Here is a 24,544-nt window from a genome sequence, read left to right on the forward strand (position 1 = left end):
GGATGTGGTCGAGTGCCCGGGGCCCCGCCCTCCGTGCGGGAAGGGCGGGGCCTGCGCGGGGGAGCTCGTCAGCCCTTGACCTCGACCTGGGTCCAGGCCGGGTTGCCGAAGGAGTCGAACTTCACGTTCTGGACCTTGGTGGAGTAGCCCGAGTTGGTGCGGTAGTACCAGAGCGGGATGGCCGGCATGCCGCCGGCCAGCACGGCCTCGGCCTGCTGGTAGCCGGTCACCGAGTCGGCCACGCTGGCGGCCTGGTCGGCCTGGGTGGAGAGCTGGTCGAACTGCGGGTTGCTGTAGCCGAAGTCGTTGGACGCGGCGCCGGTGCGGTAGACGTCGGCCAGGAAGTTGGCGTTCAGCGGGTAGTCCTGGACCCAGCCGGTGCGGAAGGCGCCGTTGATCTGGTGGCCGGTGATCGCCGCGCGGGCGGTCTTGAAGTCGGGCCGGGGGTCGCCCACGCAGTCCACGCCGGTGCTCTGCCGGATCGAGTTGCAGACCGCGTCGACCCACTCCTTGTGGCCGCCGTCGGCGTTGTAGGTGATGGTCAGCCGGTTGCCGGGGACGCCGCCGCCCTCGGTGACCAGCTGCTTGGCCTGGGCCGCGTTGAACGTGCAGAACTGGCCGCACTGGCCGTCCTTGTAGCCCTCGACGCCCTCGGCCACCCAGGCGGTGGCCGGCTTGCGCGAGCCCTGGAGCACCGTCTTGGTGATGGTGTCGCGGTCGATCGCCATCGACAGGCCCTGCCGGACCTTCGCCTTGTCCGGGGAGGCCCAGTCCGCCTGGTAGAGCGTGAAGCCGATGTTCTGGATGGCGCCCTGCGGCGAGTCGACCGCCCGGTCCCCCAGGTCGGTCTTGTAGGTGGCCAGGGCGGAGGGCGGCACCTGGTCCATCACGTCCAGGTTGTTGGACTGGAGGTCGGCGTAGGCGGCCTCGGCGGTGCTGTACATCTTGAAGACGACGCCGCCGTTCTTCGGCTTGTCCACGCCCTGGTAGCCCGGGTACGCCTTGGTGACCAGCTGCTGGTTGTGGTCCCAGCTGACGAACTGGTAGGGGCCGTTGCCGACCGGCTTCTGCCCGTACCCGGCGGGGTCGTTGAAGAAGGCGTCCGGCAGCGGGGAGAAGGCGATGTAGCCGAGCTTGTACTCGAAGTACGAGACCTTGCCGCTCAGCTTGACCGTGAAGTGCAGGTCGTCGACGACGGTGAGCCCGGACATCTTGTTGGTGGCCGGCTGGCCGCTCGCCGGGTGGACGTCCTGGTAGCCCTCGATGTCGGAGAACCAGGTGCTGTTGATCTGGTTGTTCGCGGTGGTCGCGGCCCAGTTCCAGGCGTCCACGAAGTTCTTGGCGTGCACCGGGGTGCCGTCGTGGAAGGTCCAGCCGTCCTTCAGCGTGATGGTGAAGGTCTGCGAGTCGCTGGTGTCGATCTTGTCCGCGACCTGCATCCGGATCTTCGCGTTCGAGGGGTCGTAGTCGACCAGCCCCTTGAAGAGGTTCTGGATGATGCGTCCGCCGCCGGTCTCGTTGGCGTTGGCCGGCTGCAGCGGGTTCTGCGGCTCACTGCTCTGGTAACTGAAGGTCTTGCTGGTGTCCGACGAGCCGCTGCTGCCGTCGCTGCTGCTGCTGCACCCGCTGGCCACCAGGGCCACGGACGTCGCTGCGGCGAGGACCCATCGAGCACGGGTGGCCACGGGCATGGAGGTCCCTCCTCAAGGTGTGTGACGCATCACACCCCATGAGAAGCGCGGCACCGTGGCGGCGCGAGTCGGGTACCCCCGGACGGGTGCACGGCCGCCGCGTCCGGTTGACGCCCCGCCCGACCGGGCCGGGAACGCCGGAGGGGCCCGTGCCGCGAACGGCTACGGGCCCCTCCGGGCGGGGTCGGACGCGGGATCAGGCCGCGGCCGGCTCCCGCACCTCCGCGAAGTGGCAGGCCGACTCGTGCTTGGCCGCACCGCTCAGCACCTCGGGCACCGCCAGCAGCGGGACCTCGGTCGAGCAGCGCTCCTCCGCCTTCCAGCAGCGGGTGCGGAAGCGGCAGCCGGACGGCGGGTTGGCCGGCGAGGGGATGTCACCGGTCAGGATGATCCGGTCGCGGGACTCACGGGCCGTCGGGTCCGGCACCGGCACCGCGGACAGCAGCGCCTGGGTGTACGGGTGGGTGGCGTTCTCGTAGATCTCCTCGTCCGTGCCGATCTCGACCATCTTGCCGAGGTACATCACGCCGACGCGGTCGGAGATGTGCCGGACGATGGAGAGGTCGTGGGCGATGAACATGTAGGAGAGCTCGAACTCGTTCTGGAGCTGCTCCAGCAGGTTGATCACCTGGGCCTGGACCGAGACGTCGAGGGCCGAGACCGGCTCGTCGCAGATGATGATCTCGGGCTTGAGCGCCAGACCGCGGGCGATGCCGATGCGCTGGCGCTGACCGCCGGAGAACTGGTGCGGGTACCGGTTGATGTACTCCGGGTTCAGACCGACGACGTCGAGCAGGTCCTGCACCGCCTTGCGGCGGTCGCCCTTGGGCGCCACCTCGGGGTGGATCTCGAACGGCTCGCCGATGATGTCGCCGACCGTCATCCGCGGGTTCAGCGAGGTGTACGGGTCCTGGAACACCATCTGGATGTTCCGGCGGACGGCCTTCAGGCCGGCACCGGACAGCTTGGAGATGTCCTCGCCCTTGAACAGAACCTGGCCGGAGGTGGCCCGCTCCAGGTTCATCAGCACCTTGGCCAGCGTGGACTTGCCACAGCCGGACTCACCGACGATGCCGAGGGTCTCGCCCCTCGCCAGGTCGAAGGAGACGCCGTCGACGGCCTTGACGGCGCCGACCTGCTTCTTGAACAGGATGCCCTGGGTCAGCGGGTAGTGCTTGACCAGGTCCTTGACCTCCAGGATGGGCTCAGCCATGGAGGGTCTCCTTCCAGAGGTGGCACGCGCTGCGGCGGCCGGTGAGCTCCTTGCCGTCCTTGTCGGTCACCTGGTGCAGCTTCGGGATGTCCGTGCGGCACACGTCGGTGGCGACGTCACAGCGGGGGTTGAACGCGCAGCCGGCCGGGACCTTGAGCAGGTTCGGGGGCAGGCCCTTGATCGCGTACAGCTCCTGGCCCTTCTGGTCCAGGCGCGGGATCGAGCGGAGCAGGCCCTTGGTGTACGGGTGCGCCGGGTTGGCGTACAGCTCGTGCACGGGGGCGGTCTCGACGATCCGGCCGGCGTACATCACGGCGATCTTGTCCGCGACGTCGGCGACCACGCCGAGGTCGTGGGTGATCAGGATCAGGCCCATGTTGTACTCGGCCTGCAGCTCCGCGAGCAGGTCCATCACCTGGGCCTGGACGGTGACGTCCAGCGCGGTGGTCGGCTCGTCCGCGATGATCAGGTCCGGCTCCATGGAGAGCGCCATGGCGATCATGATGCGCTGGCGCATACCGCCGGAGAACTGGTGCGGGTAGTCGCCGACGCGCTGCCTGGCGGCGGGGATGCGGACCCGCTCCATCAGCTCGATGGCCTTCTCCCGGGCCTCCTTCTTGGAGGCGCCGCGGTGCACCCGGAACATCTCGCCGAGCTGGGCGCCGACGGTCATCACCGGGTTCAGCGAGGACAGCGCGTCCTGGAAGATCATCGCGATCTTCTGGCCTCGGATCTGCCGGCGGTCCTCCTCGCTCATCGCGAGCATGTCCTGCCCGCGGAAGAGGATCTGGCCCTGGCTGATCTTGCCCGGCGGCATGTCGAGGATGCCCATGATGGTCTGGGCGGTCACCGACTTGCCGGAGCCGGACTCGCCGAGCACCGCCAGCGTCTCACCGGCGGCCACGGAGTAGTTGACTCCGTTCACGGCCTTCGCGACGCCGTCCCGAGTGTGGAACTCCACGTGGAGGTCCTTGACCTCCAGCAGCGGGGTGCCAACCTCCAGGCGGCCGTTCTTCTGGTTCTTCTCGATCACGGTGGTCATCGGGTCGTCACCTCTTCTCTCAGCGGAGCTTCGGGTCGAGGGCGTCGCGGACCGCGTCGCCGAGCATGATGAAGGCCAGAACGGTGACGCTCAGTACGGCCGACGGGAAGAGCAGGACGTGCGGCGCGTCGAGGAAGCGGACCGACGCGTCACTGATCATCAGGCCCCAGGAGATCTCCGGCGGCTGGACGCCGATGCCCAGGTAGGACAGGGCGGCCTCGGCGCCGATGTAGACACCCAGCGAGATCGCGGACACGACGATCACCGGCGCGATGGCGTTCGGCAGGATGTGCCGGAAGGTGATCCGGCCGGCGCCGGCGCCGAGGGCGCGGGCGGCCATCACGTAGTCGTTGTTCTTGTTGGCCAGCACCGAGGCACGCATGATGCGGAAGATCTGCGGCCAGCCGAGCACGGTCATGACGACCGAGACGGTCCAGGCGTTGCCCTTGCCGAGCATCGACATGATCAGCATGCCGCCGAGCAGCAGCGGGATCGAGAAGAAGATCTCGGTGAAGCGGGACAGGATCGAGTCGACGATCCCGCCCTTCCAGCCGGCCAGCAGGCCGAGCAGGGCACCGACCAGCGTGACCATCGAGGTGGTCAGCACGCCGACGATGATCGAGTTGCGGGCGCCCCACACCGTGCGGGTGTAGATGTCGCAGCCCTGGACGTCGAAGCCGAACCAGTGCTCGGCGCTCGGGCGCTTCAGCGAGTCGGCCAGGTCGCAGGCGTTGTTGTCGAACGGGCTCCCGTCCGTGAACCAGCCCGGCACGACGGCCAGGATGATCAGGAAGGACACCAGCGCTGCGCCGATGATGAAGACCGGGTTGCGGCGCAGGTCGCGCAGAGCGTCCGACCAGAGGCTGGCGACGCGCTCCGGCTTCTGCTTCTTCTCCGGCGAGGACTTGGGGGTGTTGTCCCCGGAAGGGGCCTCGGCGCCCTTGGTGATGGTCTCACTCATAGCGGATCCTCGGGTCGAGCACGGCGTACAGCATGTCCACGAGCAGGGTGGTGACCAGGTAGATCATCACCAGCAGCGTGACGACGCCGACGATGATGGTGCCCTGCTTCTGGTACACGGCCTGGGCGAGCAGACCGCCGATGCCGTGGATGTTGAAGATCTTCTCGGTGATGACCGCGCCGCCCATCAGACCGCCGAGGTCGGCACCGAGGAAGGTGACGATCGGGATCAGGGCGTTGCGCAGGGCGTGCCGACCGATGACCCGGCGCTTCTTCAGACCCTTGGCGACCGCGGTGCGGACGTAGTCCGCGCGCATGGTCTCCATCAGGCTGGTGCGGGTCAGTCGGGCCACGTACGCGAGCGAGGTCGAGGCCAGGACGAAGGCCGGCAGCAGGTAGCCGCGCAGCCCGTCCTCCTCGTTGAACGAGACGGAGAAGATCTCGATGCCGTAGTCGTTCTTCAGCTTGACGCCGAGGACGAGCTGGAGCACGAAGCCGGTGACGAAGACCGGGATCGAGATCACGAACAGCGTGCTGATGAGGACCAGCTGGTCCAGGAACTTGCCCTTGCGCAGGGCCGCCATGACGCCCGCCAGCACACCGATGATCGCCTCGATGACGAAAGCCACGATGGCGAGGTTGACGGTGAACGGGAACGCCTCGCTGATCATGTCGCTCACCTGGCGACCCGTCAGGCTCTCGCCCAGGTTCCCCTGGAAGACGCCCGTGATGTAGTTCCAGTACTGGAGCAGGAACGGGTCGTTCAGGTGGTACTTCTGGCGGATCATCTCCGCCACGATCGGGTCGGCCTTCTTCTCACCGGCCAGCGCCTGCACCGGGTCGCCGGGCAGGCTGAAGCACAGCCAGTAGATCAGGAACGTCGCGCCGATCAGAACAGGGATCGCCTGTATCAGTCGGCGGATCACATAGCGGCCCATCAGACCTCCACACTTTCGGACAAGGAAGGGAGGCGGGAGGACTCGGACTGTAGTCCGGTCCGCCCGCCCCCGATCGTCTGATTAACCGGATCAGCCGGCGAGCTCGACCTCGTCCAGGTTCATGCGACCCTGGGCGTCGGTGTCGAAGTTCTTGATCTTCTTGCTGTACGCCGCGGACGACATGTAGGTGTAGACCGGGATGTACGGCAGGTCCTCGATGAGGACGTCATCGGCCTGCTGGTACAGCTTCAGACCCTCCTCCGGGCTCTTCGCCTGGTCGGCCTGGTCCAGCAGCGACTCGAACTTCTCGTTGACGTAGCCGCCGTAGTTCGAGCCGTTCTCGATCGCGACCTTCGAGAAGATCGGACGCTCGTAGTTCTCGATCGACGGGTAGTCCATCGACCACGCCATGCGGAAGGCACCGGAGTACTGCTTCTCGCCCAGCGCGTCCAGGATCTTGCCGAACTTCTCGAACGGCTTGGTGGTGACCTCGACGCCCAGGTTCTTCTTCAGCTGGTTGGCGACGGCCTCGATCCACTCCTTGTGGCCACCATCGGCGTTGTAACCCAGCTCGATGGTGTTGTTCGGGACGCCACCGACCGAGTCCCACAGCGCCTTGGCCTTGGCCGGGTCGTACTTCGCCGCGTCGCCCATGGCGCCCTTGCGGTAGCCCGGGATCAGCGGGTTGACGAAGTCGTCGGCCGGGACGCGGGTGCCCGAGAAGATGGTCTTGGTGATCGCCTCGCGGTCGATCGCCATCGAGATCGCCTTGCGGACCTCGGGCTTGCCGTAGGTGGCCGGGTTGGTGGCGATCGGGAAGCCGATGTAGCCGACGCCGGACTCCGGCTTGTAGATGTAGCGGTCGCCGAACTCGCCCTTGACCGTGCCCATGGCCGAGATCGGGAGCTTGTCGGTCGCCTGGATGTTGTCGGCGCGCAGGTCGTTGTACGCCGTCTCCAGCTTGTCGTAGATCTTGAAGGTGACGCCCTGCAGCTTCGCCTTGCCGTCGGAGGCCGGGAAGTTGTCGTAGCGCTTGACCTTGATCTGCTGGTTGTGCTCCCACTTGCCGTCCATCTGGAACGGGCCGTTGCCGATGGGGGCCTCTTCGAAGGTCTTCTTGTCCTGGAAGAAGGCCTTCGGCAGCGGGTAGAACGCGTTGTAGCCCAGCATGGTCTTGAACTGGGAGAACGGGGCGGTCAGCGCGACCGTGAAGGTCTTGTCGTCGACGACCGTCAGGCCCTTGAGCTTGTCGGTGGTCGGCTTCTTGTCCTTGCCCGGGGCCAGGTCCGCGGAGCCGTCGATCTTGGCGAAGAACGGCAGGCCCTCGGCCGCGTTGTCCTGGTTGGCGCCCCAGTTCCACGCGTCGACGAAGGACTGCGCGGTGACCTTCTCACCGTTGTGGAAGGTGTAGCCGTCCTTGAGCTTGATCGTCCACAGCTTGCTGTCGGGGGACTCGATCGACTCGGCGACGCGGAGCTTCGGCTCGTTGGTCTTGCTGTCGTACTCGATGAGGCCGGCGAACAGCGCGCCCAGGACCTCGGCACCCTCGGACTCCGCGGTGTTCTGCGGGATCAGGCCGTGCTGCGGCTCACCGAGCTGAACGGCGATGGTGCCGCCGCCGGAGGCAGCCTTGTCGCTGCTCTTCGAGCTGGTGCTGCAGGCGGTCGCCGCGAGAGCGATCGCGGTCGCTGCCACGAGCCACTTGGTCTGGGTTGCACCACGCATGGGGGGATGCCTCCTGAATTCGACTTTCCAACGAGGAGAGCACCGCGGTCGGTTGTCACCGCTCCGCTGTGCCGTCCGCGCTCGTGGTTTCGGCGCGCACCCCTGCGCGTTAACCCTTGACCCGAGCCTGACTGCACCCACTATGTGTCACCCATGGACACGAAAGTGACCACTGCCGATCTCAATTAGGTCACATGAACGGTCGGTAAGTTTCGAAAATCGGACATAAGAGACATACTCAGACAGGCATCAAACGGACAGTCGTCATGAATGACGGACTGTCACGTTCGCTCAGCGGACACCTTGACGTGGTAAGCGCTATTCGGTTTATACCTGCGCCGACATCATCGAGTAGTTGAAAAAGTTCGCCCCCCTCTCCATCGGAAAGGGGGGCGACTGTTTCCGGCCGAAGCACGGCCGGAGAAGCTCAGAAGGCCAGAATCAGGCCTTCTTGGCGCGCGAAGCGGTACGCCCGCGCTCCTTCTGGTCCAGGACGACCTTACGGATACGCACGGTCTCCGGGGTCACCTCGATGCACTCGTCCTCGCGGCAGAACTCCAGCGACTGCTCGAGCGAGAGCTTGCGCGGCGGCACCAGGTTCTCGGTGGTGTCGGAGGAAGCCGCACGCATGTTGGTGAGCTTCTTCTCCTTGGTGATGTTGATGTCCATGTCGTCCTGGCGCGAGTTCTCGCCGACGATCATGCCCTCGTACACCTCGGTGGTGGGCTCGACGAAGAGCGTGCCGCGCTCCTGGATGCCCATCATCGCGAACGGCGTCACGACGCCCGCGCGGTCGGCCACCAGCGAACCGTTGTTGCGCATGCGCAGCTCGCCGAACCACGGCTCGTGGCCCTCGAAGATGCTGTGCGCGATGCCGGTGCCGCGGGTGTCGGTCAGGAACTGGGTCCGGAAGCCGATCAGGCCGCGCGACGGGACGATGAACTCCATGCGGACCCAGCCGGAGCCGTGGTTCGTCATGGTCTCCATGCGGCCCTTGCGGGTCGCCATCAGCTGGGTGATCGCGCCGAGGTACTCCTCGGGGCTGTCGATGGTCATCCGCTCGACCGGCTCGTGGGTCTTGCCGTTGATGACCTTGGTGACGACCTGCGGCTTGCCGACGGTCAGCTCGAAGAGCTCCCGGCGCATGGTCTCGACCAGGATGGCCAGCGCCAGCTCGCCGCGGCCCTGGACCTCCCAGGCGTCCGGACGCTCGGTCGGCAGCACGCGGAGCGAGACGTTACCGATCAGCTCGCGGTCCAGGCGGTCCTTCACCATGCGGGCGGTGACCTTGTGGCCCTTGCCGCCCTTGCCGACCAGCGGCGAGGTGTTGGTGCCGATGACCATCGAGATGGCCGGCTCGTCCACCGTGATGAGCGGCAGCGCGACCGGGTTCTCCAGGTCGGCCAGGGTCTCGCCGATCATGATCTCCGGGATGCCCGCGACGGCGCAGATGTCGCCGGGGCCGGCCACCTCGGCCGGCTTGCGGGTGAGCGCCTCGGTCATCAGCAGCTCGGTGATCTTGACCTGCTGGACCGAACCGTCCCGCTTCATCCACGCGACCTGCTGGCCCTTGCGCAGCTCGCCCTGCTCGACCCGGCAGAGCGCGATACGGCCGAGGAAGTTGTCGGCGTCCAGGTTGGTGACGTGCGCCTGGAGCGGCGCGTCCTCGTCGTAGGTCGGGGCCGGCACGTGCTCCAGGATGGTGGAGAAGAACGGCTCCAGCGAGTCGCTGTCGGCCGGCACGGTGCCGTTCTCCGGCTTGGTCATCGAGGCGACGCCGTCACGCGCACAGGCGTAGACGATCGGGAACTCGATCTGGTCCTCGGTGGCGTCGAGGTCCAGGAAGAGGTCGTAGGTCTCGTTGATGACCTCGTCGATCCGGGAGTCCGGGCGGTCGGTCTTGTTGATGCAGAGGATGACCGGAAGCTTGGCCGTCAGGGCCTTGCGGAGCACGAAGCGGGTCTGCGGCAGCGGGCCCTCGGAGGCGTCGACCAGCAGCACGACCGCGTCGACCATCGACAGGCCGCGCTCGACCTCACCACCGAAGTCGGCGTGGCCGGGGGTGTCGATGATGTTGATCGTGATCGGCGCGCCACCTTCCTTGGGGTGGTACTTGACGGCGGTGTTCTTCGCGAGAATGGTGATGCCCTTCTCGCGCTCCAGATCGTTGGAGTCCATCATCCGGTCGTCGAGGTGCTGGTGGGCGGCGAAGGCGCCGGCCTGCTTCAGCATGGCGTCGACCAGGGTGGTCTTGCCGTGGTCGACGTGGGCGACGATGGCAACGTTGCGGATGTCATTGCGCGTGGGCATGCTGAGCGGATTCTCCCGGAATCGTGGGTTACGGCGCCCGGCTGCGTGACGCCGACCGGCGATCCCTGTTGATCGCCGCCGCCCGTTCCGCCTGCTACTACCGGTCCACCCGCCGGGCACGACATGCCACGGCTTCCTCCTATCGTACGGGGAACCGCCCAGCTCGGCCGAAACGGGAGCCGTCCGGGGGAGCAAGATCACAGGTCGGTGACTTTACTTCCGCCGGTCAGCGCCGTACTCCAGGGTTCTCGGCTGTGAAGAAGATGCTCCCCCTGCTGGCCCCGCTGGGCCTCCTCGCGGCGCTCGTCGCCTTCCTCGTCGAGGACGACGCCTCGGTCCGGTCCCGGATACTCGGACCCGTGCTGGCGTTCGCGCTCGGCTACGCGGTGCCCCGGGTGTCCGCGGAGATCTGGGTCCTGCTGACCGGACGGCTCGGCGGCAAGCGCAAGCTGCTGGTCACCATCGGCACCGGCCGGGTGGTCGCCGAAGCGGTGCTCGGCGGGGTGCTGGTCCAGCTCCGCCCGTTCCCGACCGCGCTGCACGTCTTCTGGACGATCGCGTCCGGTCGGCTGGTACGGCTGCGGCTGTGGCTCTCGGCCGTCCTCCTGACGGCAGGACCGGCCGCGCTCGCTTGGTGGCTCTGGAACTCCGGCCAACGGCACGCGGCCGCCGGCATCGCCCTGGCGCTCATGAGCCGGATCGTCACCGGACTCCGCGATCCGTACTGCTTCGGCTCGCAGCTGCTGAGGCTCCCGTTCCGGCCCTCCTCCGTCGAGCCGGCCTCCGAGTCGGGCCATCTGGCGACGGCGGCGCTCTTCCAGGGCCGGTTCTCCGACGCCGGGGCCGCGGCCCCGCACATGAGGCCCACCGACAACCCCGGGATCACCCGGGCCAAGCTCGCCCTCGGTGCCGGCCGGTACGCGGAGGCGGAGCAGCTCGCCCGGACGGAACTGGCCGAGAAGCAGTCGCCCGGCCTCCTGGTGGAGATCGGTCTGGTGGTCACGAGTGCGGTCGTCTGCGCCGGGGACTCCGGCGAGCTGCCGCGGACCAACGCGCTGCCCCGGCTGATGGCCGCCGTCGGCATGTTCGACGGCGACCCGCGCTCCGTGGACGTGACCGTCCCCGCCGCGATCGACCTGGCCCGCTGGGAGGGTCGACCGGACGACGCGGTGGCACTCGGGCGCAAGCAGCGCGGACTGCACATGTCCCGTGTCTGGCGGGCCGAGTCGAGCTGTGCCCTGGCCGCCGCGCTCGGCGCCGTCGGCCGCCTCGACGAGGCGCACGAGGCGCTGTCCCGGGCCCGGAGGGAATGCCCGGAGCTGGCCCGGACCGCCTTGGTCGCACGGCAGCTGGACGACTGGTCCGCCGCCCTCCCGGTGGAGGTCCGCTAGGAACTGGGCCCCGACCAGCCGATGTCCCGCAGCCGCGGGCGGGTGAAGCCCCAGACGCCGGCGCCGGTGAGGCCCTCGCGGACGGCCACCAGTTCGGGGCGCTGGAACAGCGGCACCGAGTGGCCGAGCTGCCAGATCCGCACATCGGTCTCCTGGATCAGGGCGCGGCGGGCGTCCGGGTCGGGCTCGGCGGCGGCGCGGTCGAAGAGGCGGTCGATCTCCTCCGTGCCGGCCCGGGCGTAGTTGCTGCCGGGAACCGGCGTGCCGTCCGGGCCGGGGCGGGGCTTGGCGTAGACGGGCCGCTGCTCCCCGGCCGGACCGGGACCGGCCGGCCAGGAGAACAGGGCGAGGTCGAAGTCCCCGGTGGCCAGGCGGTCGCGGACGAAGGCGTCCTGCGGGGCCTCGGCGACCCGGACGGCCGCCCCGGCCGTGCCGAGGTCGGCCGCCACCGCGTCGGCCGCCCGCCGGAGGGTCGCCGAGCCGGCCGGGACCAGCAGGGTCAGGGCCAGCGGACGACCGTCCCTGGCCCGGGTGCCGCCCTCGGCGGGCCGCCGCCAGCCGGCCGCGTCCAGCAGCCGCCCGGGGTCGGCGGTGCCCAGCGCGTCGGCGTTGTCCCGGTAGCCCGCCTGGTCGCCGGTCAGCAGGTGGTGGCCGAGGGGGGCGGCGGGCAGGCCGAGCGGGGTGAGCGCGGCGTCGGCGGCGTGCCGCCGGTCGACGGCGCGGGCCAGGGCGCGGCGCAGCGCCGGGTCGGTGAGCGGCTCCCGGGCGGCGTTGAGCGTCAGCTGGGTGAGGCCGGTCCCGGCGGCCCGGTGCAGGGTGGTGCCGGGCAGGGCCCCGGCCCGGCGGACCGCCTCGGCGGCGTCCGCTCCGGCGCGGTCGACGGCGGTGGTCAGCGGGGCGAGGTCCAGCCGGCCCTCGGCCAGCCCGGGGCCGCGCTGCTCGGCGGGGGTGGCCAGGAAGTCGATCCGGTCGGCCTTGGCCGGCTCGCCCCACCAGTACGGGTTGCGGACCAGGGTGGCCCGTCCGCCGGCCGGGTCGTAGCCGGAGACCAGGAAGGGGCCGGCCGTCGGGTGGGCGGTGCCGCCGGGCAGCGGGCGGCCGAAGGCGGCGGCGGTGCCGGTCTCGGCGGCGGGGTAGAGCGGGCCGAACAGGGCGCGCCACTCGCCGTAGGGCTGCCGGAAGGTGACCTTGACCTCGTGCGGGTCGGCGCCCTGGACGATCGAGTCGATGGCCGCGTACCCGGCGGGCCGGACGGCGCCGTAGGCGGGGTCCAGGCCGGACAGCGCGGCCCGCTGGGCGATGAAGTCGGCGGCGGAGAGCGGGGTGCCGTCGCTCCAGACCGCGCGCGGGGCGAGGTGGTAGGTGACCACCTGGGGCAGTTGTCCGGGCGGGGTGGCCTCGGCGGCGGTCAGGTAGTCCTCGTCGGGGGTCCACTCGCCGTGCGCGTCCGGCCGGAACAGCGCCGGGTAGAGGGCGTGCGCCAGCAGCGCGGAGTCGGCGGTGGCGGCGGGCTGGTAGACGTTCAGGGTGGCCGGTACGGCGTCGACGGCCCAGCGCAGGGCGCCGCCGTCGCGGACGGCGGCCCGGTCGGGCGGGCGGACGTCGCCGGTGACGACCGCGGGCGCGGGCGGCGCGGGGTCGGGGGTCCGGGCGGTGCGGGCGACCGGGCCGGGGCCGCCGGGGCAGCCGGAGGTGGCACCGAGGGCGAGCAGCAGCGCGGCGGCTGCGACGGGGAGGCGGGCGCGCATGGCGGCCATGGAACGCCGCCGCCCGGCCCCCGGCGGCGGCGACACGGCGGCCGGCCGGGTGCGGCACCCGATCGGCGGTACGGCCGGGTGACCCGGCTGTCCGGCCGTACGGCCGCGCGGCCGGGTGGCCGGAGTGGCCGGGGCCCCGTTCCCTACAGGCCGAGCTCGAACCAGACGATCTTGCCCTTGGGGGTGCGGCGGCTGCCCCAGCGCTCCGCGAGCAGGCTGACCAGCTGCAGACCGCGCCCGCCCTCGTCGGTCTCGTGGGCGCGCCGCTGCCGGGGCTGGGCGTAGCCGTCGTCCCAGACCTCGCACACCATGGTCCGGTCGCGCAGCAGCCGCAGCCGGATCTCGCCCCGGCCGTGCCGCAGCGCGTTCGTGACCAGTTCGCTGACCAGCAGCTCGGTGGTGTCGACCAGCTCGTCCAGGCCCCGGGCCAGCAGCCAGCTGCAGGCAGCCTCGCGGGCCTTGGCCACCGAGGTGGGCTCGGGCGGCAGGAACCACTGGCCGACGGCGTCCGCGGGGAAGGCGTGCACCCTGGCCATCAGCAGGGCGATGTCGTCCTCGCCGTGGTGCGGGTTGAGCTCGCCGAGGACGTGGTCGCAGAGGTCCTCCAGGCTCTTGCCGTCGGCGGAGAGCGCGGTGCGGAAGGCCTTCAGTCCCTCGTCCAGCTGGTGCTTGCGGCTCTCCACCAGACCGTCGGTGTAGAGGCCGAGCACGGCGCCGTCCGGCAGGGTCAGCTCGACCTCCTCGAAGGGCTCGCCACCGACGCCGAGCGGCAGGCCCGGCGGCACGTCCAGCATCCGGGCGCTCTCGCCGGGGCTGAGCAGCACCGGCGGGAGGTGGCCGGCGTTGGCGAAGACGCAGCGCCGGGTGACGGCGTCGTAGACCGCGTAGACGCAGGTCGCCAGGTAGACCTCGCGGGCCTCCTCGTCGGCGGTGGAGGTGAGCCGTCCGTACGGGGTGGAGCGGGCGGCCGGCGCGGTGTCGTCGCCGAGGCCGCGGGCGATCTCGTCCAGGGCGGTGAGCACCTCGGCCGGGTCGAGGTCGAGCATGGCGAGGGTGCGGACGGCGGTGCGCAGCTGGCCCATGGCGACGGCGGCGCGCAGGCCGCGGCCCATCACGTCGCCGATGACCAGGGCGGTGCGGTTGCCGGGCAGCGGGATGACGTCGAACCAGTCGCCGCCGACCTCGGTGTTGTTGTTGCTGGGAAGGTAGCGGCAGGCGATCTCCAGGCCGCTGGCGGCCGGGTTGCCCGGGGGCAGCAGGCTGCGCTGGAGGATCAGCGCGCGTTCGTGCTCGCGGCGGTAGAGCCGGGCGTTGTCGATGCAGACGGCGGCGCGGGCGACGAGCTCCTCGGCGATGGCGACGTCGCGGGCGTCGAAGGGCTCGCTGCCGATCGCCCGGGAGAGCTGGACCAGGCCGAGCACCTGGTCGCGGGCGACCAGCGGGACGATCAGGGTGGAGCGCAGCAGCGGGTCGGGGCCGGGCTCGGGGACGACGCTGCGGCCGGTGCGCAGGGCCCGGGCGTGCGGGGAGCGGCGGGGGTAGCAGAGGGTGCCGCCGGCCTCGGCGATGGGCAGGCCGGTGACCGAGCCGAGCACCGAGGAGGCGCCGCCGACCACGCTGGAGACGGCGACCCGGCGCAGTTCGCCGCTGCCGTCGGTGAGCACGGTGTCGCCGAGCCGGCCGGCGCTGGGCACCGTCTCGCCGGAGAGCAGCGCGGTGTACAGGTCGACGGTGGCGAGGTCGCAGAACGGCGGGACGACGACGTCCAGCAGCTCCTTGGCGGTGGTCTCCAGGTCGAGGGTGGAGCCGATGTGGGCGCTGGCCTCGTTGAGCAGCGCGAGGTTGCGGCGGACGCCGTCGGCCTCGCGCTCGGCGACGTGCCGGCTGGTGACGTCGGAGACCTGGCCGGCGACACCCATCGGCTGACCGGCCGCGCCGTTGAGGCGGTAGAGCGAGACGGCCCAGAGCCGGTTGCCCTCGCGGGTCGGGACGGCGGCGTGGAAGCGCAGGTCGAAGACGGGCTCGCCGCTGGCGAGGACCTTGCGCAGGGCGGCCGTGAGGCGGTCGGCCTCGGCGCCGGGGAAGATGTCGTGCGGGGTGAGGCCCTCCAGGTCGGTGGGCGACAGGCCCATTCCGGAGGCGAAGGCGTCGTTGACCCGCTGGAGGCGGAGCCGGTCGTCGAAGAGGACGAAGCCGGTCGGAGTCTGGCCGAAAACCGCCTCCGATGCGGCCAGATCGGTCTCGATCCGGCGGAGCCGGCCGAGGTCGACCGCGAGACAGGTGGCGCCGGCGGTGGGCAGCGCGCTGTCCGGCATCAGGTAGAGCTCGGCGAGCCCCTCGCCGCCGTCCGCGTGCCGGTACGGGGCGGTGCCGACCCATTCCTCGCCCGCGAGGGTGCGCTCCAGCCTGGTCCGGCCGCGCCGCCAGAGCTCGCGCGGCACGAAGGTGGTCACCGGGTCGGCGCCGACCGCCTCGACGGCGGTGACGCCGAAGAACTCGGCCGCCCGCTCGCTCCACTGGCTGATCCGGCCGTCCGGGCCGATGGCGAAGGTGGCGACCCGGATGTAGTCGTAGATCGAACCCGGGTCCCCGGCGCCCCAGCGCTGCCCCTCGGCGGCCGGCCGGGGGGCACGGACGGGGGCGGGCGACTGGTGGGCGGGGACCGGCACGTGTTGGGCGCCGGCCTGCCCGGGTACAGCGGCATGACCGCTGCTGCTCGGCGCATTGCGCGCCGGGGTGCTGTTCAACGGACCGACCCCTCCAAACCCGCGACCGTCCGGATGTCGAGAAGACCGAGTATTCATCATCGAGGGGTACGTTCACACGCCCTCAACATCACAACATCAGATCGGGCGAAGGTTTTTGTCCTACCGCCCGCGCAACCACAATGCCACGCTCGCGCCCCCTACCGGGGCGCGCGCTCCCCCGAGGCCCTCCGGTGGCATATGCAGGGAGTTCTACTCCGCGCCCGGAGTGCCCGGCAGCGCCTGCTCGAACCAGACCACCTTGCCCATCCCCTCGGCCCTGGCACCCCAGTGCAGGGCCAGCCGGGCGACCAGCTCCAGCCCGCGCCCGCCCTCGTCCGCCTCGGCCGCGTGCCGCTCCCGCGGCGGGTCCGGCAACGGGTCCGAGATCTCCACCAGGAGCGTCTCGCCGAGCGTCAGCCGCACCCCGATCGGCGCGCTCGCGTACCGGACGGCGTTCGTGACCAGCTCGCTCACCAGCAGCTCGGCGGTGTCGGTGAGCTGCTCGACGCCCCACTCGGCCAGCGTCGCGCGGACCAGCCGGCGGGCCCGGGAGACGGCGGTCGGCTCCGCGGGCAGGGTCCAGCCCGCCGTCGGGGTGCCCGCCTGCCCGTGGCCGAGCCGGGCCAGCAGCAGGGCCACGTCGTCCGGCTCCCGGCCCTGCTCCATGGTGCCCAGCACCGCCTCGCAGGCCGCCTGGATCGACGCGTACGGCTCCTGGAGCACGGTGACCAGCCGGCCGAGGCCCACGTCCAGGTCCTTGTCCCGGGACTCCACCAGGCCGTCGGTGCACAGCGCCAGCAGGCTGCCCTCGGGGATCTTCAGCTCGACCGCCTCGAACGGGACCCCGCCGACCCCGAGCGGGGCGCCCGACGGCAGCTCCAGGATCCGGCCGGCCCCGCCGGGCAGCGGGCCGCCGGTGCGGGTCGGCCCGTCCGACTCCTCCCCCGGCACCACCAGCACCGGCGGGATGTGGCCGGCCTTGGCGACGGTCAGGGTCGCGGTGGCCGGGTCGAACACCGCGTACACGCAGGTGGCGAGCAGGGCCTCGTCCGGCCCCTGGGCGAGGTCGTCGGCCAGCTCGTGGACGTGCCGCAGCAGCACGTCCGGCGGCAGGTCCAGGGCGGCCAGCACCCGGACGGCGGTGCGCAGCCGCCCCATGGTCGCGGCGGCCCGCAGGCCGTGCCCCATCACGTCGCCGACCACCAGCGCGGTGCGGTCGCCGGGCAGCGGGATGACGTCGAACCAGTCGCCGCCGACCTCGGTGCCGCTGCTGCCGGGCACGTACCGGTAGGCGACCTCGACACCGGTGGGCTGCGGCACCTGCTGCGGCAGCAGGGTGCGCTGGAGGGTGAGGGCGGCGGTGCGCTCCCGGGCGTAGAGCCGGGCGTTGTCCAGCGAGGAGCCCGCCCGGTCCGCCAGCTCGACGGTGAACGCCAGGTCGTCCCGGTCGAAGCCCTCGCGGTAGCCGGCCCGGCTGACCAGCAGCAGTCCGATCACGATGCCCCGTGCCCGCAGCGGCACCACCAGCATCGAGTGCACGCCCAGGTCGTACGCCGCCTGCATCTTCGGGTCGCCGGCGTAGGTGATGTCGCTCAGCTGGTCGGCGCCCGAGAGCAGCTCGGGGACGCCGGTGCGCAGCACCCGGCCGCAGGCGGAGTCCTCGGCGAAGGTGATCCGGGCACCGCGCCGCAGCATCACCTCGACCTCGGGGCCGTCCTGCACGGAGGCCGTGCCGAGCTGGAGCAGCGAGGTGCGGCGGTCGTGTCCGTGCCGGGGCAGATCGTCACCGTGCGCGACGGCCTGGAGCAGGATCACGGCCGCGTGGTCGGTCAGCCTGGGCACCACCGCGCCGGCCAGCTCCTGCGCGATCCGGGAGGCGTCCAGCAGGTCACCGACCCGGGAGCCGAACTCGTTGAGCAGCGACAGCCGACGGCGGGCGTGCTCGACCTTGGCCACCGCACGGTAACGCTCGGTCACGTCCATCACGGTGCCGGAGATGCCGAGGACCCGCCCGGAGCGGTCGGTCATCCGGCTGTAGGAGATCGAGCGGTACCCGGAGCGGGCGGTGACCGGCGAGGCGAGCGTGACGTCGATGACCGGCTCGCCGGTGGCCAGCACCTGGCGCTGGATCGCGGTGATCTCGTCGGCGGCGCGCTCGGGCAGGGTCTCGCCGGTGGTGCGGCCGACGTGGTCCTCGGGGGCGGCGCCGTTCATCTCGGCGAGGGTCCGGTTGACGGCCGTGTAGCGCAGCTCGGTGTCGAGGATCGCGATGCCCAGCGGGGACTGCTCGAAGAGCGCGTCGCGCACCGCGAGGTCGCGCTCCACCGCCCGGACGGCCGCCGCCTCGGCCAGGTTGACCTGGAGGAACGGGTTGCCGTCGCCGTCGACGAGGAGCGAGATCCGGGCGTCCACCAGCACCGGGACGCCGTCCCGGTCGCGCAGCTCGGCCGGGCCGGACCAGCGGCCGTGGCGCAGGGTGTCCCGGATCGCGGCCCGGATCCGGTCCACCTGGTCCTGGTCGGGGATCAGGTCGTCGATCCGGCGGCCGACCAGCAGCTCGTTGGGCCAGCCGAGCAGTTCCTCGGCGGCCGGGCTCCAGAGCGCCACCCGGCCCGCGGTGTCGAGGATCGCGATGGCCACCTTGACCACGTCGAAGAGGCTGCCGCCGGCCGTCCCGCCGGGGCCGGGCGCGGAGCCGGGGCCGGCCCGCCCCGGGGTCTCCGGGAGGGCGCTCGGCCCGCCGGGGAACGGCCGGCCCGGGCGGCCCCGGACGCCGGCCGGGGCCGCCGGGTCGGGCGCCGCCGGGGGCTGCGCGGGCCGGGCCGCGGGCGGGAGCACTCCCCCGGTGTCGGCCCGGGCGGCCTCCGTCGCGCGGTTCGCGCCGCGGCGCAGCCGGGCGCGGGCGGCGGCGCTCCCCCCGGCGCCCGCCCGGCGTGCTCCCCCACCGCCGTTCCCGCTCTTCGACACCGACGCGGCCTCCGGCTCTGCTCGGGATCGGCGTCGCCGGCTGGGGCGGCTCACCGATGGTGACGAATAGTGCCGAAAAGTGACATACCCAGCAGGACCAAGGCTATCCCGCCCGGCGCGTCGGCCTTTCCGATTACCGGGGCACCGCGCCACGCGTCGCGTCGCGGGGCGGGTCGGGCGTCGCGTCGCGGGGCGGGTCGGGCGGGGGTACAGCGGGGCCGGGCGGGGGCCGAGCACGGTGGGGCGTGGTGGGGCGCGGTGCGGCCGGCGGGGCTCAGGAGGTGGCGAGGAGACGGGCGACCTCGGGCAGGACCTCGCGGTCGTGCTCCAGCCAGTCGACCTCGCCCAGCTCGGCGGCACCGAGCCAGCGCAGCTCGTCGTGCTCCTGGAGCGGGAGCGGCTCGCCGGAGAGCAGTTCGGCCGCCCAGAGCCGCAGCTCGAGACCGGGCCGCACCAGCCACGCGCCGGGCAGCCGGGTCAGCGCCCGGGCCCGGACGCCCAGCTCCTCCAGCAGCTCGCGCTCCAGCGCCTCGGTCTCGGTCTCACCGGCTTCGGCCTTGCCCCCCGGGAACTCCCAGCGCCCCGCCACCTCGGCGGGCCTGCTGCGCCGCGCGGCGAGCACCCGCCCCCGGTGGATCAGCGCGCCGCCGACGACGATCCGGTTCTCCCCCGCGGGGTCCATGGCCTTGTCCATGGGCCCCGACCCTACGACGTGCGGTTCAGTCGTGCGGCCCACGTGCCCGGGAGTCCCCGGCGGGCTCGGCCTCGACCCAGTACAGCTGTTTGTGGCCGCGCGCCTCGAACTCGGCCGCCACCTTCTCGGCCGCCTCCCGCCCGATCCCCCCGACGACCCGGAAGCGCTGACCGTTGTCGTCCTGCCGCATCACCCGAAAGGTGTCCATGGGCCCAGGCTAGGGCGTGCCCGCGCGGGCACGCCGGGCCCCGCCCCGGCCCGCGTGGGGGTCGGGTCGGGGCGGGGCTGCACGGGACACTACGCCCCGTTCGCTACCGGCCGGTACGGGGGCTGTTAACAACCGGTTAGCCGGGGGCGGCGCCGCGACCGGGTCCGGGATCAGACCCGGATGTCCGCGGCCCGTTCGCCGGTCGACAGCCCCAGCGCGCGCCGGATGTCCACGGCCAGCCTGCCGCTCTTGACGGAGAACGCGTGCGCCTTGCCCACCTCGCGCTCCAGCTCGGCGGGGTCCGCGGCCCTGGCCGCGGCGTCCCAGGCGTTGGCGGCGTCCAGCGTGACCGCGCCCAGTTCGATCAGCTTGCTCCTGGCGCCCTCCGGCCAGTCGATCCCGGTGGCGGACAGCTCGGCGACCTCCTTGCGGCAGGCCGCGGCCATCGCCTTCACCCACTGGTGGTAGTCGGCCGGCGCCTCGGCGACCTCCTGCTCCGGCTCGGCGTACAGGGCCTTGTTGTAACCGAGCACCGCGTCCAGGTAGGTGCGCTGGGCCTGGGTGAGCTTGGTCCGGTCGGTGCGGACGCTGCCGCTGTGCGCCTGCCGCTCGTCCTGGAAGGTGCAGGTCACCCGGCGGTCGCCGGTCATCCAGCCGCGGACGCTCGGGTAGTAGTAGTACCCGTCCACCCCCTCGGGGACCAGCCAGGAGTCGAACGCGTAGTCGTCGCGCACCGGGCCGCAGAGCTTCTCGGCGTTCCGGCCCATCTCGGCACCGCTGGGGTACTGGTCGTCCCGGCCCGTCGGAAGGACGACGGTGCCCGCGACCTCGGCGTGGTGCGGCGCGGTGCAGGGCACCACCCGGACCCAGTAGACGCCGGTGGACCCGGGGTCCCCGCTCAGCGGCGGCTGGTCGAAGCAGTCGCCGACCTGGAGGTCGTTGACGGACACCGAGCCCTTCGGCCCGTGCCGGGCGTCGCCGTACCGCTCCTCGTCGAAGCCGATCGCGGCCAGCCCGATGAACGCGATCAGGGAGACGATCAGCGACAGGACGCCGACGACCAGGCCGGAGACCGCGAGGCCGCGGCCCTTCTCGTTGCGCCGGGGTATCTGGACCAGCGCGACCACCGCGAAGACCAGCGCCAGCGGCCACAGGCAGAACAGGGCGGTGACCAGCGAGGCGATCGCGAAGCCGTTGGTGCGGGTGGGGGCGGCCGGGTAGGGGAAACCGGGCTGGAAGCCGCTCTGGGCGGCGGGGGTGACGGCGGCCCAGCCGGTCGGCTGCGGCGCGGCCGGGCCGGGGACGGGCGGGCCGGGGACGGGCGGCGGCACGTCGGCGGGGGCCGCCCAGGGGTCGGCGGCGGACGGCGGCACCGGGCCGACGGCGGGGACGGGGGCGTCGGCCGGAGTGGGAGCGACGGGCGGAGCCGCCGGGGCGGGGGCCGTCCAGGGGGCGGGCTCGGGCGCGGGCTCGGGCTTGGCTGCGGGCTCGGGCGCGGGCTCGGCCGCGGGGGCGGGCGCGGCGACAGGCTCGGCCGCGAAGGCCGGCTCCGGCGCGGCGACCGGCCCCGGCTCGGGCGTGGGCGTGGGCGCCGGGACGACGGCAGCGTCGGACTCGGGCTTGGACACGTGCGGACTCCCCCGGCCCGCGGGCGGCGGGCGGCAACTCGGCAGGACGACCCGAGGTGCCCGCGGACGAAGCCCGGTGGCCCGTCGGGTACGGGAACAGGCGCGCGACTCTACCGGATCCGGTGGAACACCCACCCGCGATTTCCCGCCCCACGAACGACCCCCGCACCGCACCGCCCGCGCCGGGTGCGGACCCGGCGTCAGCGCCGGGCCAGGACCTCCCCGTGCAGCATCGCGAACCACCCGTCCCCGGCCGCCGCCCACTCCCGCCAGGCGGCCGCGATCCGGGCCAGTTCGGCCTCGTCCGCGAAGCCCTCGGCCAGCGCCGCCCGGGCGATGCCGGAGCCCGTGATGCGCTCGGCCCACATCCCGCCCCACCAGTCGCGCTGCTCGGGCGTCGCGTACGTCCAGGTGCTCGACGTCGCGGTGATCTCGGTGAATCCGGCCTCCCGGGCCCAGGACAGCAGCCGCCGCCCGGCGTCCGGCTCGCCGCCGTTGTGCCGGGCGATCCGCTCGTACAGCTCCAGCCAGCGGTCCAGCCCGGGCGCCTCCGGGTACCAGGTCATGCTGGCGTAGTCGACGTCCCGGACCGCGACCACGCCTCCCTCCGCGGTGACCCGGCGCAGCTCGCGCAGCGCCCCCACCGGGTCGGCCACGTGCTGCAGCACCTGATGGGCGTGCACCACGTCGAACTCTCCGTCCGGGTACGACAGCCGGTGCACGTCGGCGACCTCGAACACGACGTTGGACAGACCGCGGCCGGCCACGTACCGGGCGGCCTCCGCCAGCACGTCGGCGGAGGCGTCCGCGGCCACCACCCGGCCGGTCGGGCCGACCAGCTCGGCCAGGTCGGCGGTGATGGTGCCCGGTCCGCAGCCGATGTCCAGCACCACCTGCCCGGGCCGCAGGTGCCCGCGCAGGTAGGCGGCGGAGTTGTCGACCGTCCGGGAGCGGTGCGAGCGCAGCACCGGCTCCTGGTGGCCATGGGTGTAGACGGCGTTCTTCGGTGCGGTCATGGTGCTCCCCCTCGGGATCTGCCGTTCCTCGATGTCTCCGACGCTACTCCTCGTCCCGCATCTCGAGAAGATTCGTCTCACATAGCGGTCGCGTGGCCGGGTCCGGGACACCCCGGCCCGTACCGTGGACGGCACACCCGAACCGCCCCACCGTGAAGGGCTCGCCACCATGACCGGCCCCCGCCCCTTCGTCCTGCTGAGCGCCGCCATGTCCCTGGACGGCTTCCTCGACGACGCCTCGCCCGAGCGGCTGCTGCTCTCCGGACCGGCCGACTTCGACCGGGTGGACGCCGAGCGGGCCGCCGCCGACGCCGTCCTGGTCGGCGGCAACACCCTGCGCGCGGACAACCCGCGACTGCTGGTCAACGACCCCGGGCGGCGGGCCGCCCGGACGGCGGCCGGGCGGCCCGCGTACCCGCTGAAGGTGACCCTCAGCGCGAGCGGCCGGCTGGACCGTTCGCTGCGGTTCTGGCACACCGGCGGCGAGCGGCTCGCCTACACCACGGACGCCGGCGCCGCCGTGCTGCGCCCCGGGCTGGCCGGGCTGGCCGAGGTGGTCGCGCTCGGTCCGGCCGTGGACCTGGGCGCGGTGCTGGACGACCTCGGCGCGCGCGGGGTGCGGCGACTGATGGTCGAGGGCGGCAGCGGGGTGCACACCCAGTTCCTGTCCCAGGGGCTGGCGGACGAGCTCCATCTGGTGGTGGCGCCGCTGCTGGTCGGGCAGCCGGGCGCGCCCCGGTTCGTCGGGGCGGCGGACTTCCCCGGCGGCCCCGGCCGTCGGATGCGGCTGCTGGAGGCCCGTACGGTGGGCGATGTCGTCCTGCTCAGGTACGCCCCGAAGGAGCCCGCCCCGTGACCGAGCCGCACCACGCCACCGAGCCCGGCCCCGCGGCCGGCGCCGCAGCCGAGCCGGACGCAGCCGCCGGGTCCGGCGCCGCAGCCGCGCCCGGCGCCGATCTCGCGTTCCTGCACCGGGCGGTGGAGCTCTCCCGCCGCTGCCCGCCCTCGCGGACGGCGTTCTCGGTCGGCGCGGTGGTGGTCGCCGCCGACGGCACGGTGCTGGCCGAGGGCTTCAGCCGCGAGGTGGACGGCCACGACCACGCCGAGGAGGCCGCCCTCGCCAAGCTCCCGGCCGGCGACCCCCGACTGCGCGGCGCGACCGTCTACAGCTCGCTGGAGCCCTGCGGGCAGCGCGCCTCCCGCCCGGTGCCGTGTGCCGAACTGCTGATCGCGGTCGGCGTCCCCCGGGTGGTGGTGGCCTGGCGCGAGCCGTCCACCTTCGTCGCCGAGACCCGGGGCGCCGGGCTGCTGGAGACGGCCGGCGTCGAGGTGGTCGAGCTGCCGGAGCTGGCCGAGGAGGCCCGCGCGGTCAACGCGCACCTGCTCGACTGAGGCCCGGCGACGGTCTCCGGGGGATCTTTTGTATCCTTGTTGAACAATCGGCTCGCGTTTTCGCGTGCCCCCTCACCCCCGGACGGAGCCGCCCCGTGCCCACGACCTTCACCCCCCGCGCCCTGCTGCTGGACATGGACGGCACCCTGGTCGACTCGGACGCCGTGGTCGAACGCTGCTGGAGCGGCTGGGCCCGGGAGCACGGCCTCGACCCGGCCGAGGTGCTGCGCACCGCCCACGGCCGCCAGGGCCACGCCACCATGGCCGTCCTGCTGCCCGACCGCCCGGTGGAGCTCAACCTCGCGGACAACGAGCGGATGCTCGCCGCCGAACGGGCCGACACCGAGGGCGTCGTCCCGGTCCCCGGTGCCGCCGCCTTCCTCGCCGCCCTGGCCGGCCGGCCGCACGCCCTGGTGACCTCCGCCGACGCCCCGCTCGCCCGGGTCCGGATGGCGGCCGCCGGCCTCGAACTGCCGCGGGTCCTGATCACCGCCGAGTCCGTGGGCGCCAGCAAGCCCGACCCCGAGGGCTTCCTCAAGGGCGCCGCCGCACTCGGCTTCGCCCCCGGCGACTGCCTCGCCTTCGAGGACTCCGGGGCCGGCATCGCGGCCGCCCGGGCCGCCGGCGTCCCGGTCGTCGGCGTCGGGCCCCGCGCGGTCGGCCACCACCCCGCGGCGCACGCCGCCACCCTGGAGTCCGTCACCGTCACCGCGGGCCCGGACGGCACCCTCACCGTCACCGTCGCCTGACCTCGGTGGTGGGGGCGGGGGCGCCCCGCCCCCGCCCCCCCCCCCCCCCCCCCCCCCCCCCCCCCCCGGGGCCCCCGGGGGGGGGGCCCCCCCCCCCCCCCCCCACCCCCCCCCCC

At 72.5% G+C, this 24,544-nt stretch carries 16 protein-coding genes and 1 pseudogene; 3 read left to right on the forward strand and 14 right to left on the reverse strand.

The window, feature by feature from the left end:
- Positions 1-68: 68 nt before the first annotated feature.
- The 7 genes from ACIPYS_RS11485 to typA form a co-directional block, all read right to left on the reverse strand.
- The gene (locus tag ACIPYS_RS11485; protein ID WP_093860685.1) at positions 69-1,691 is read right to left on the reverse strand and encodes an ABC transporter substrate-binding protein; all 1,623 of its coding nucleotides are present in this window, start codon (positions 1,689-1,691) and stop codon (positions 69-71) included.
- 196 nt (positions 1,692-1,887) lie between these two features.
- Positions 1,888-2,904, reverse strand: coding sequence for an ABC transporter ATP-binding protein (locus tag ACIPYS_RS11490; protein ID WP_093860686.1), 1,017 nt, complete (start codon positions 2,902-2,904; stop codon positions 1,888-1,890).
- The gene (locus ACIPYS_RS11495) at positions 2,897-3,946 is read right to left on the reverse strand and encodes an ABC transporter ATP-binding protein (protein ID WP_093860687.1); all 1,050 of its coding nucleotides are present in this window, start codon (positions 3,944-3,946) and stop codon (positions 2,897-2,899) included. Before ACIPYS_RS11495 ends, ACIPYS_RS11490 begins: the two co-directional genes overlap by 8 nt.
- Positions 3,947-3,965: 19 nt before the next feature.
- Entirely contained in the window at positions 3,966-4,907 is a 942-nt protein-coding gene (locus ACIPYS_RS11500) for an ABC transporter permease (protein WP_093860688.1), read from the reverse strand.
- Entirely contained in the window at positions 4,900-5,844 is a 945-nt protein-coding gene (locus ACIPYS_RS11505; protein ID WP_093860689.1) for an ABC transporter permease, read from the reverse strand. Before ACIPYS_RS11505 ends, ACIPYS_RS11500 begins: the two co-directional genes overlap by 8 nt.
- A 90-nt stretch (positions 5,845-5,934) precedes the next feature.
- Complete coding sequence (locus ACIPYS_RS11510) at positions 5,935-7,569, reverse strand: ABC transporter substrate-binding protein (protein WP_400745445.1); 1,635 nt, start codon at positions 7,567-7,569, stop codon at positions 5,935-5,937.
- Between the two features lie 441 nt (positions 7,570-8,010).
- A complete protein-coding gene (gene typA / locus ACIPYS_RS11515) occupies positions 8,011-9,879 on the reverse strand; it encodes a translational GTPase TypA (RefSeq protein ID WP_093860691.1) in 1,869 nt (622 codons plus the stop codon).
- Positions 9,880-10,133: 254 nt separating this feature from the next.
- Here typA and ACIPYS_RS11520 point away from each other — a divergent pair, with 254 nt between their 5' ends.
- The gene (locus tag ACIPYS_RS11520; protein ID WP_400745446.1) at positions 10,134-11,270 is read left to right on the forward strand and encodes a hypothetical protein; all 1,137 of its coding nucleotides are present in this window, start codon (positions 10,134-10,136) and stop codon (positions 11,268-11,270) included.
- Here ACIPYS_RS11520 and ACIPYS_RS11525 read toward each other — a convergent pair.
- From ACIPYS_RS11525 to ACIPYS_RS11555, 7 genes are all read right to left on the reverse strand, one after another.
- Entirely contained in the window at positions 11,267-13,018 is a 1,752-nt protein-coding gene (locus ACIPYS_RS11525) for an ABC transporter family substrate-binding protein (RefSeq protein WP_400745448.1), read from the reverse strand. The genes ACIPYS_RS11520 and ACIPYS_RS11525 overlap by 4 nt on opposite strands.
- A 152-nt stretch (positions 13,019-13,170) precedes the next feature.
- Positions 13,171-15,774 carry a SpoIIE family protein phosphatase gene (locus ACIPYS_RS11530; protein WP_400745450.1) on the reverse strand — a complete coding sequence of 868 codons (2,604 nt, stop codon included), beginning with the start codon at positions 15,772-15,774 and terminating at the stop codon, positions 13,171-13,173.
- Positions 15,775-15,984: 210 nt separating this feature from the next.
- A complete protein-coding gene (locus ACIPYS_RS11535; RefSeq protein ID WP_231978598.1) occupies positions 15,985-18,741 on the reverse strand; it encodes a SpoIIE family protein phosphatase in 2,757 nt (918 codons plus the stop codon).
- Positions 18,742-19,015: 274 nt separating this feature from the next.
- The gene (locus ACIPYS_RS11540; protein ID WP_400745452.1) at positions 19,016-19,435 is read right to left on the reverse strand and encodes an NUDIX domain-containing protein; all 420 of its coding nucleotides are present in this window, start codon (positions 19,433-19,435) and stop codon (positions 19,016-19,018) included.
- Positions 19,436-19,460: 25 nt separating this feature from the next.
- Positions 19,461-19,643 carry a hypothetical protein gene (locus ACIPYS_RS11545; RefSeq protein ID WP_093860695.1) on the reverse strand — a complete coding sequence of 61 codons (183 nt, stop codon included), beginning with the start codon at positions 19,641-19,643 and terminating at the stop codon, positions 19,461-19,463.
- 170 nt (positions 19,644-19,813) lie between these two features.
- Positions 19,814-21,271, reverse strand: coding sequence for a DUF4190 domain-containing protein (locus ACIPYS_RS11550; RefSeq protein ID WP_400745455.1), 1,458 nt, complete (start codon positions 21,269-21,271; stop codon positions 19,814-19,816).
- 200 nt (positions 21,272-21,471) lie between these two features.
- Entirely contained in the window at positions 21,472-22,287 is an 816-nt protein-coding gene (locus ACIPYS_RS11555) for a methyltransferase domain-containing protein (protein WP_093860697.1), read from the reverse strand.
- Positions 22,288-22,456: 169 nt separating this feature from the next.
- On the opposite strand from ACIPYS_RS11555, the pseudogene ACIPYS_RS11560 reads away from it, so the two are divergent.
- Together ACIPYS_RS11560 and ACIPYS_RS11565 are read left to right on the forward strand one after the other, a co-directional pair.
- Positions 22,457-23,679: pseudogene (locus ACIPYS_RS11560) on the forward strand (dihydrofolate reductase family protein).
- 95 nt (positions 23,680-23,774) lie between these two features.
- The gene (locus ACIPYS_RS11565; protein WP_400745457.1) at positions 23,775-24,428 is read left to right on the forward strand and encodes an HAD-IA family hydrolase; all 654 of its coding nucleotides are present in this window, start codon (positions 23,775-23,777) and stop codon (positions 24,426-24,428) included.
- The last annotated feature ends 116 nt before the right edge of the window (positions 24,429-24,544 follow it).

The sequence above is a fragment of the Kitasatospora sp. NPDC089913 genome (genome assembly GCF_044748625.1).
GTDB lineage: Bacteria > Actinomycetota > Actinomycetes > Streptomycetales > Streptomycetaceae > Kitasatospora.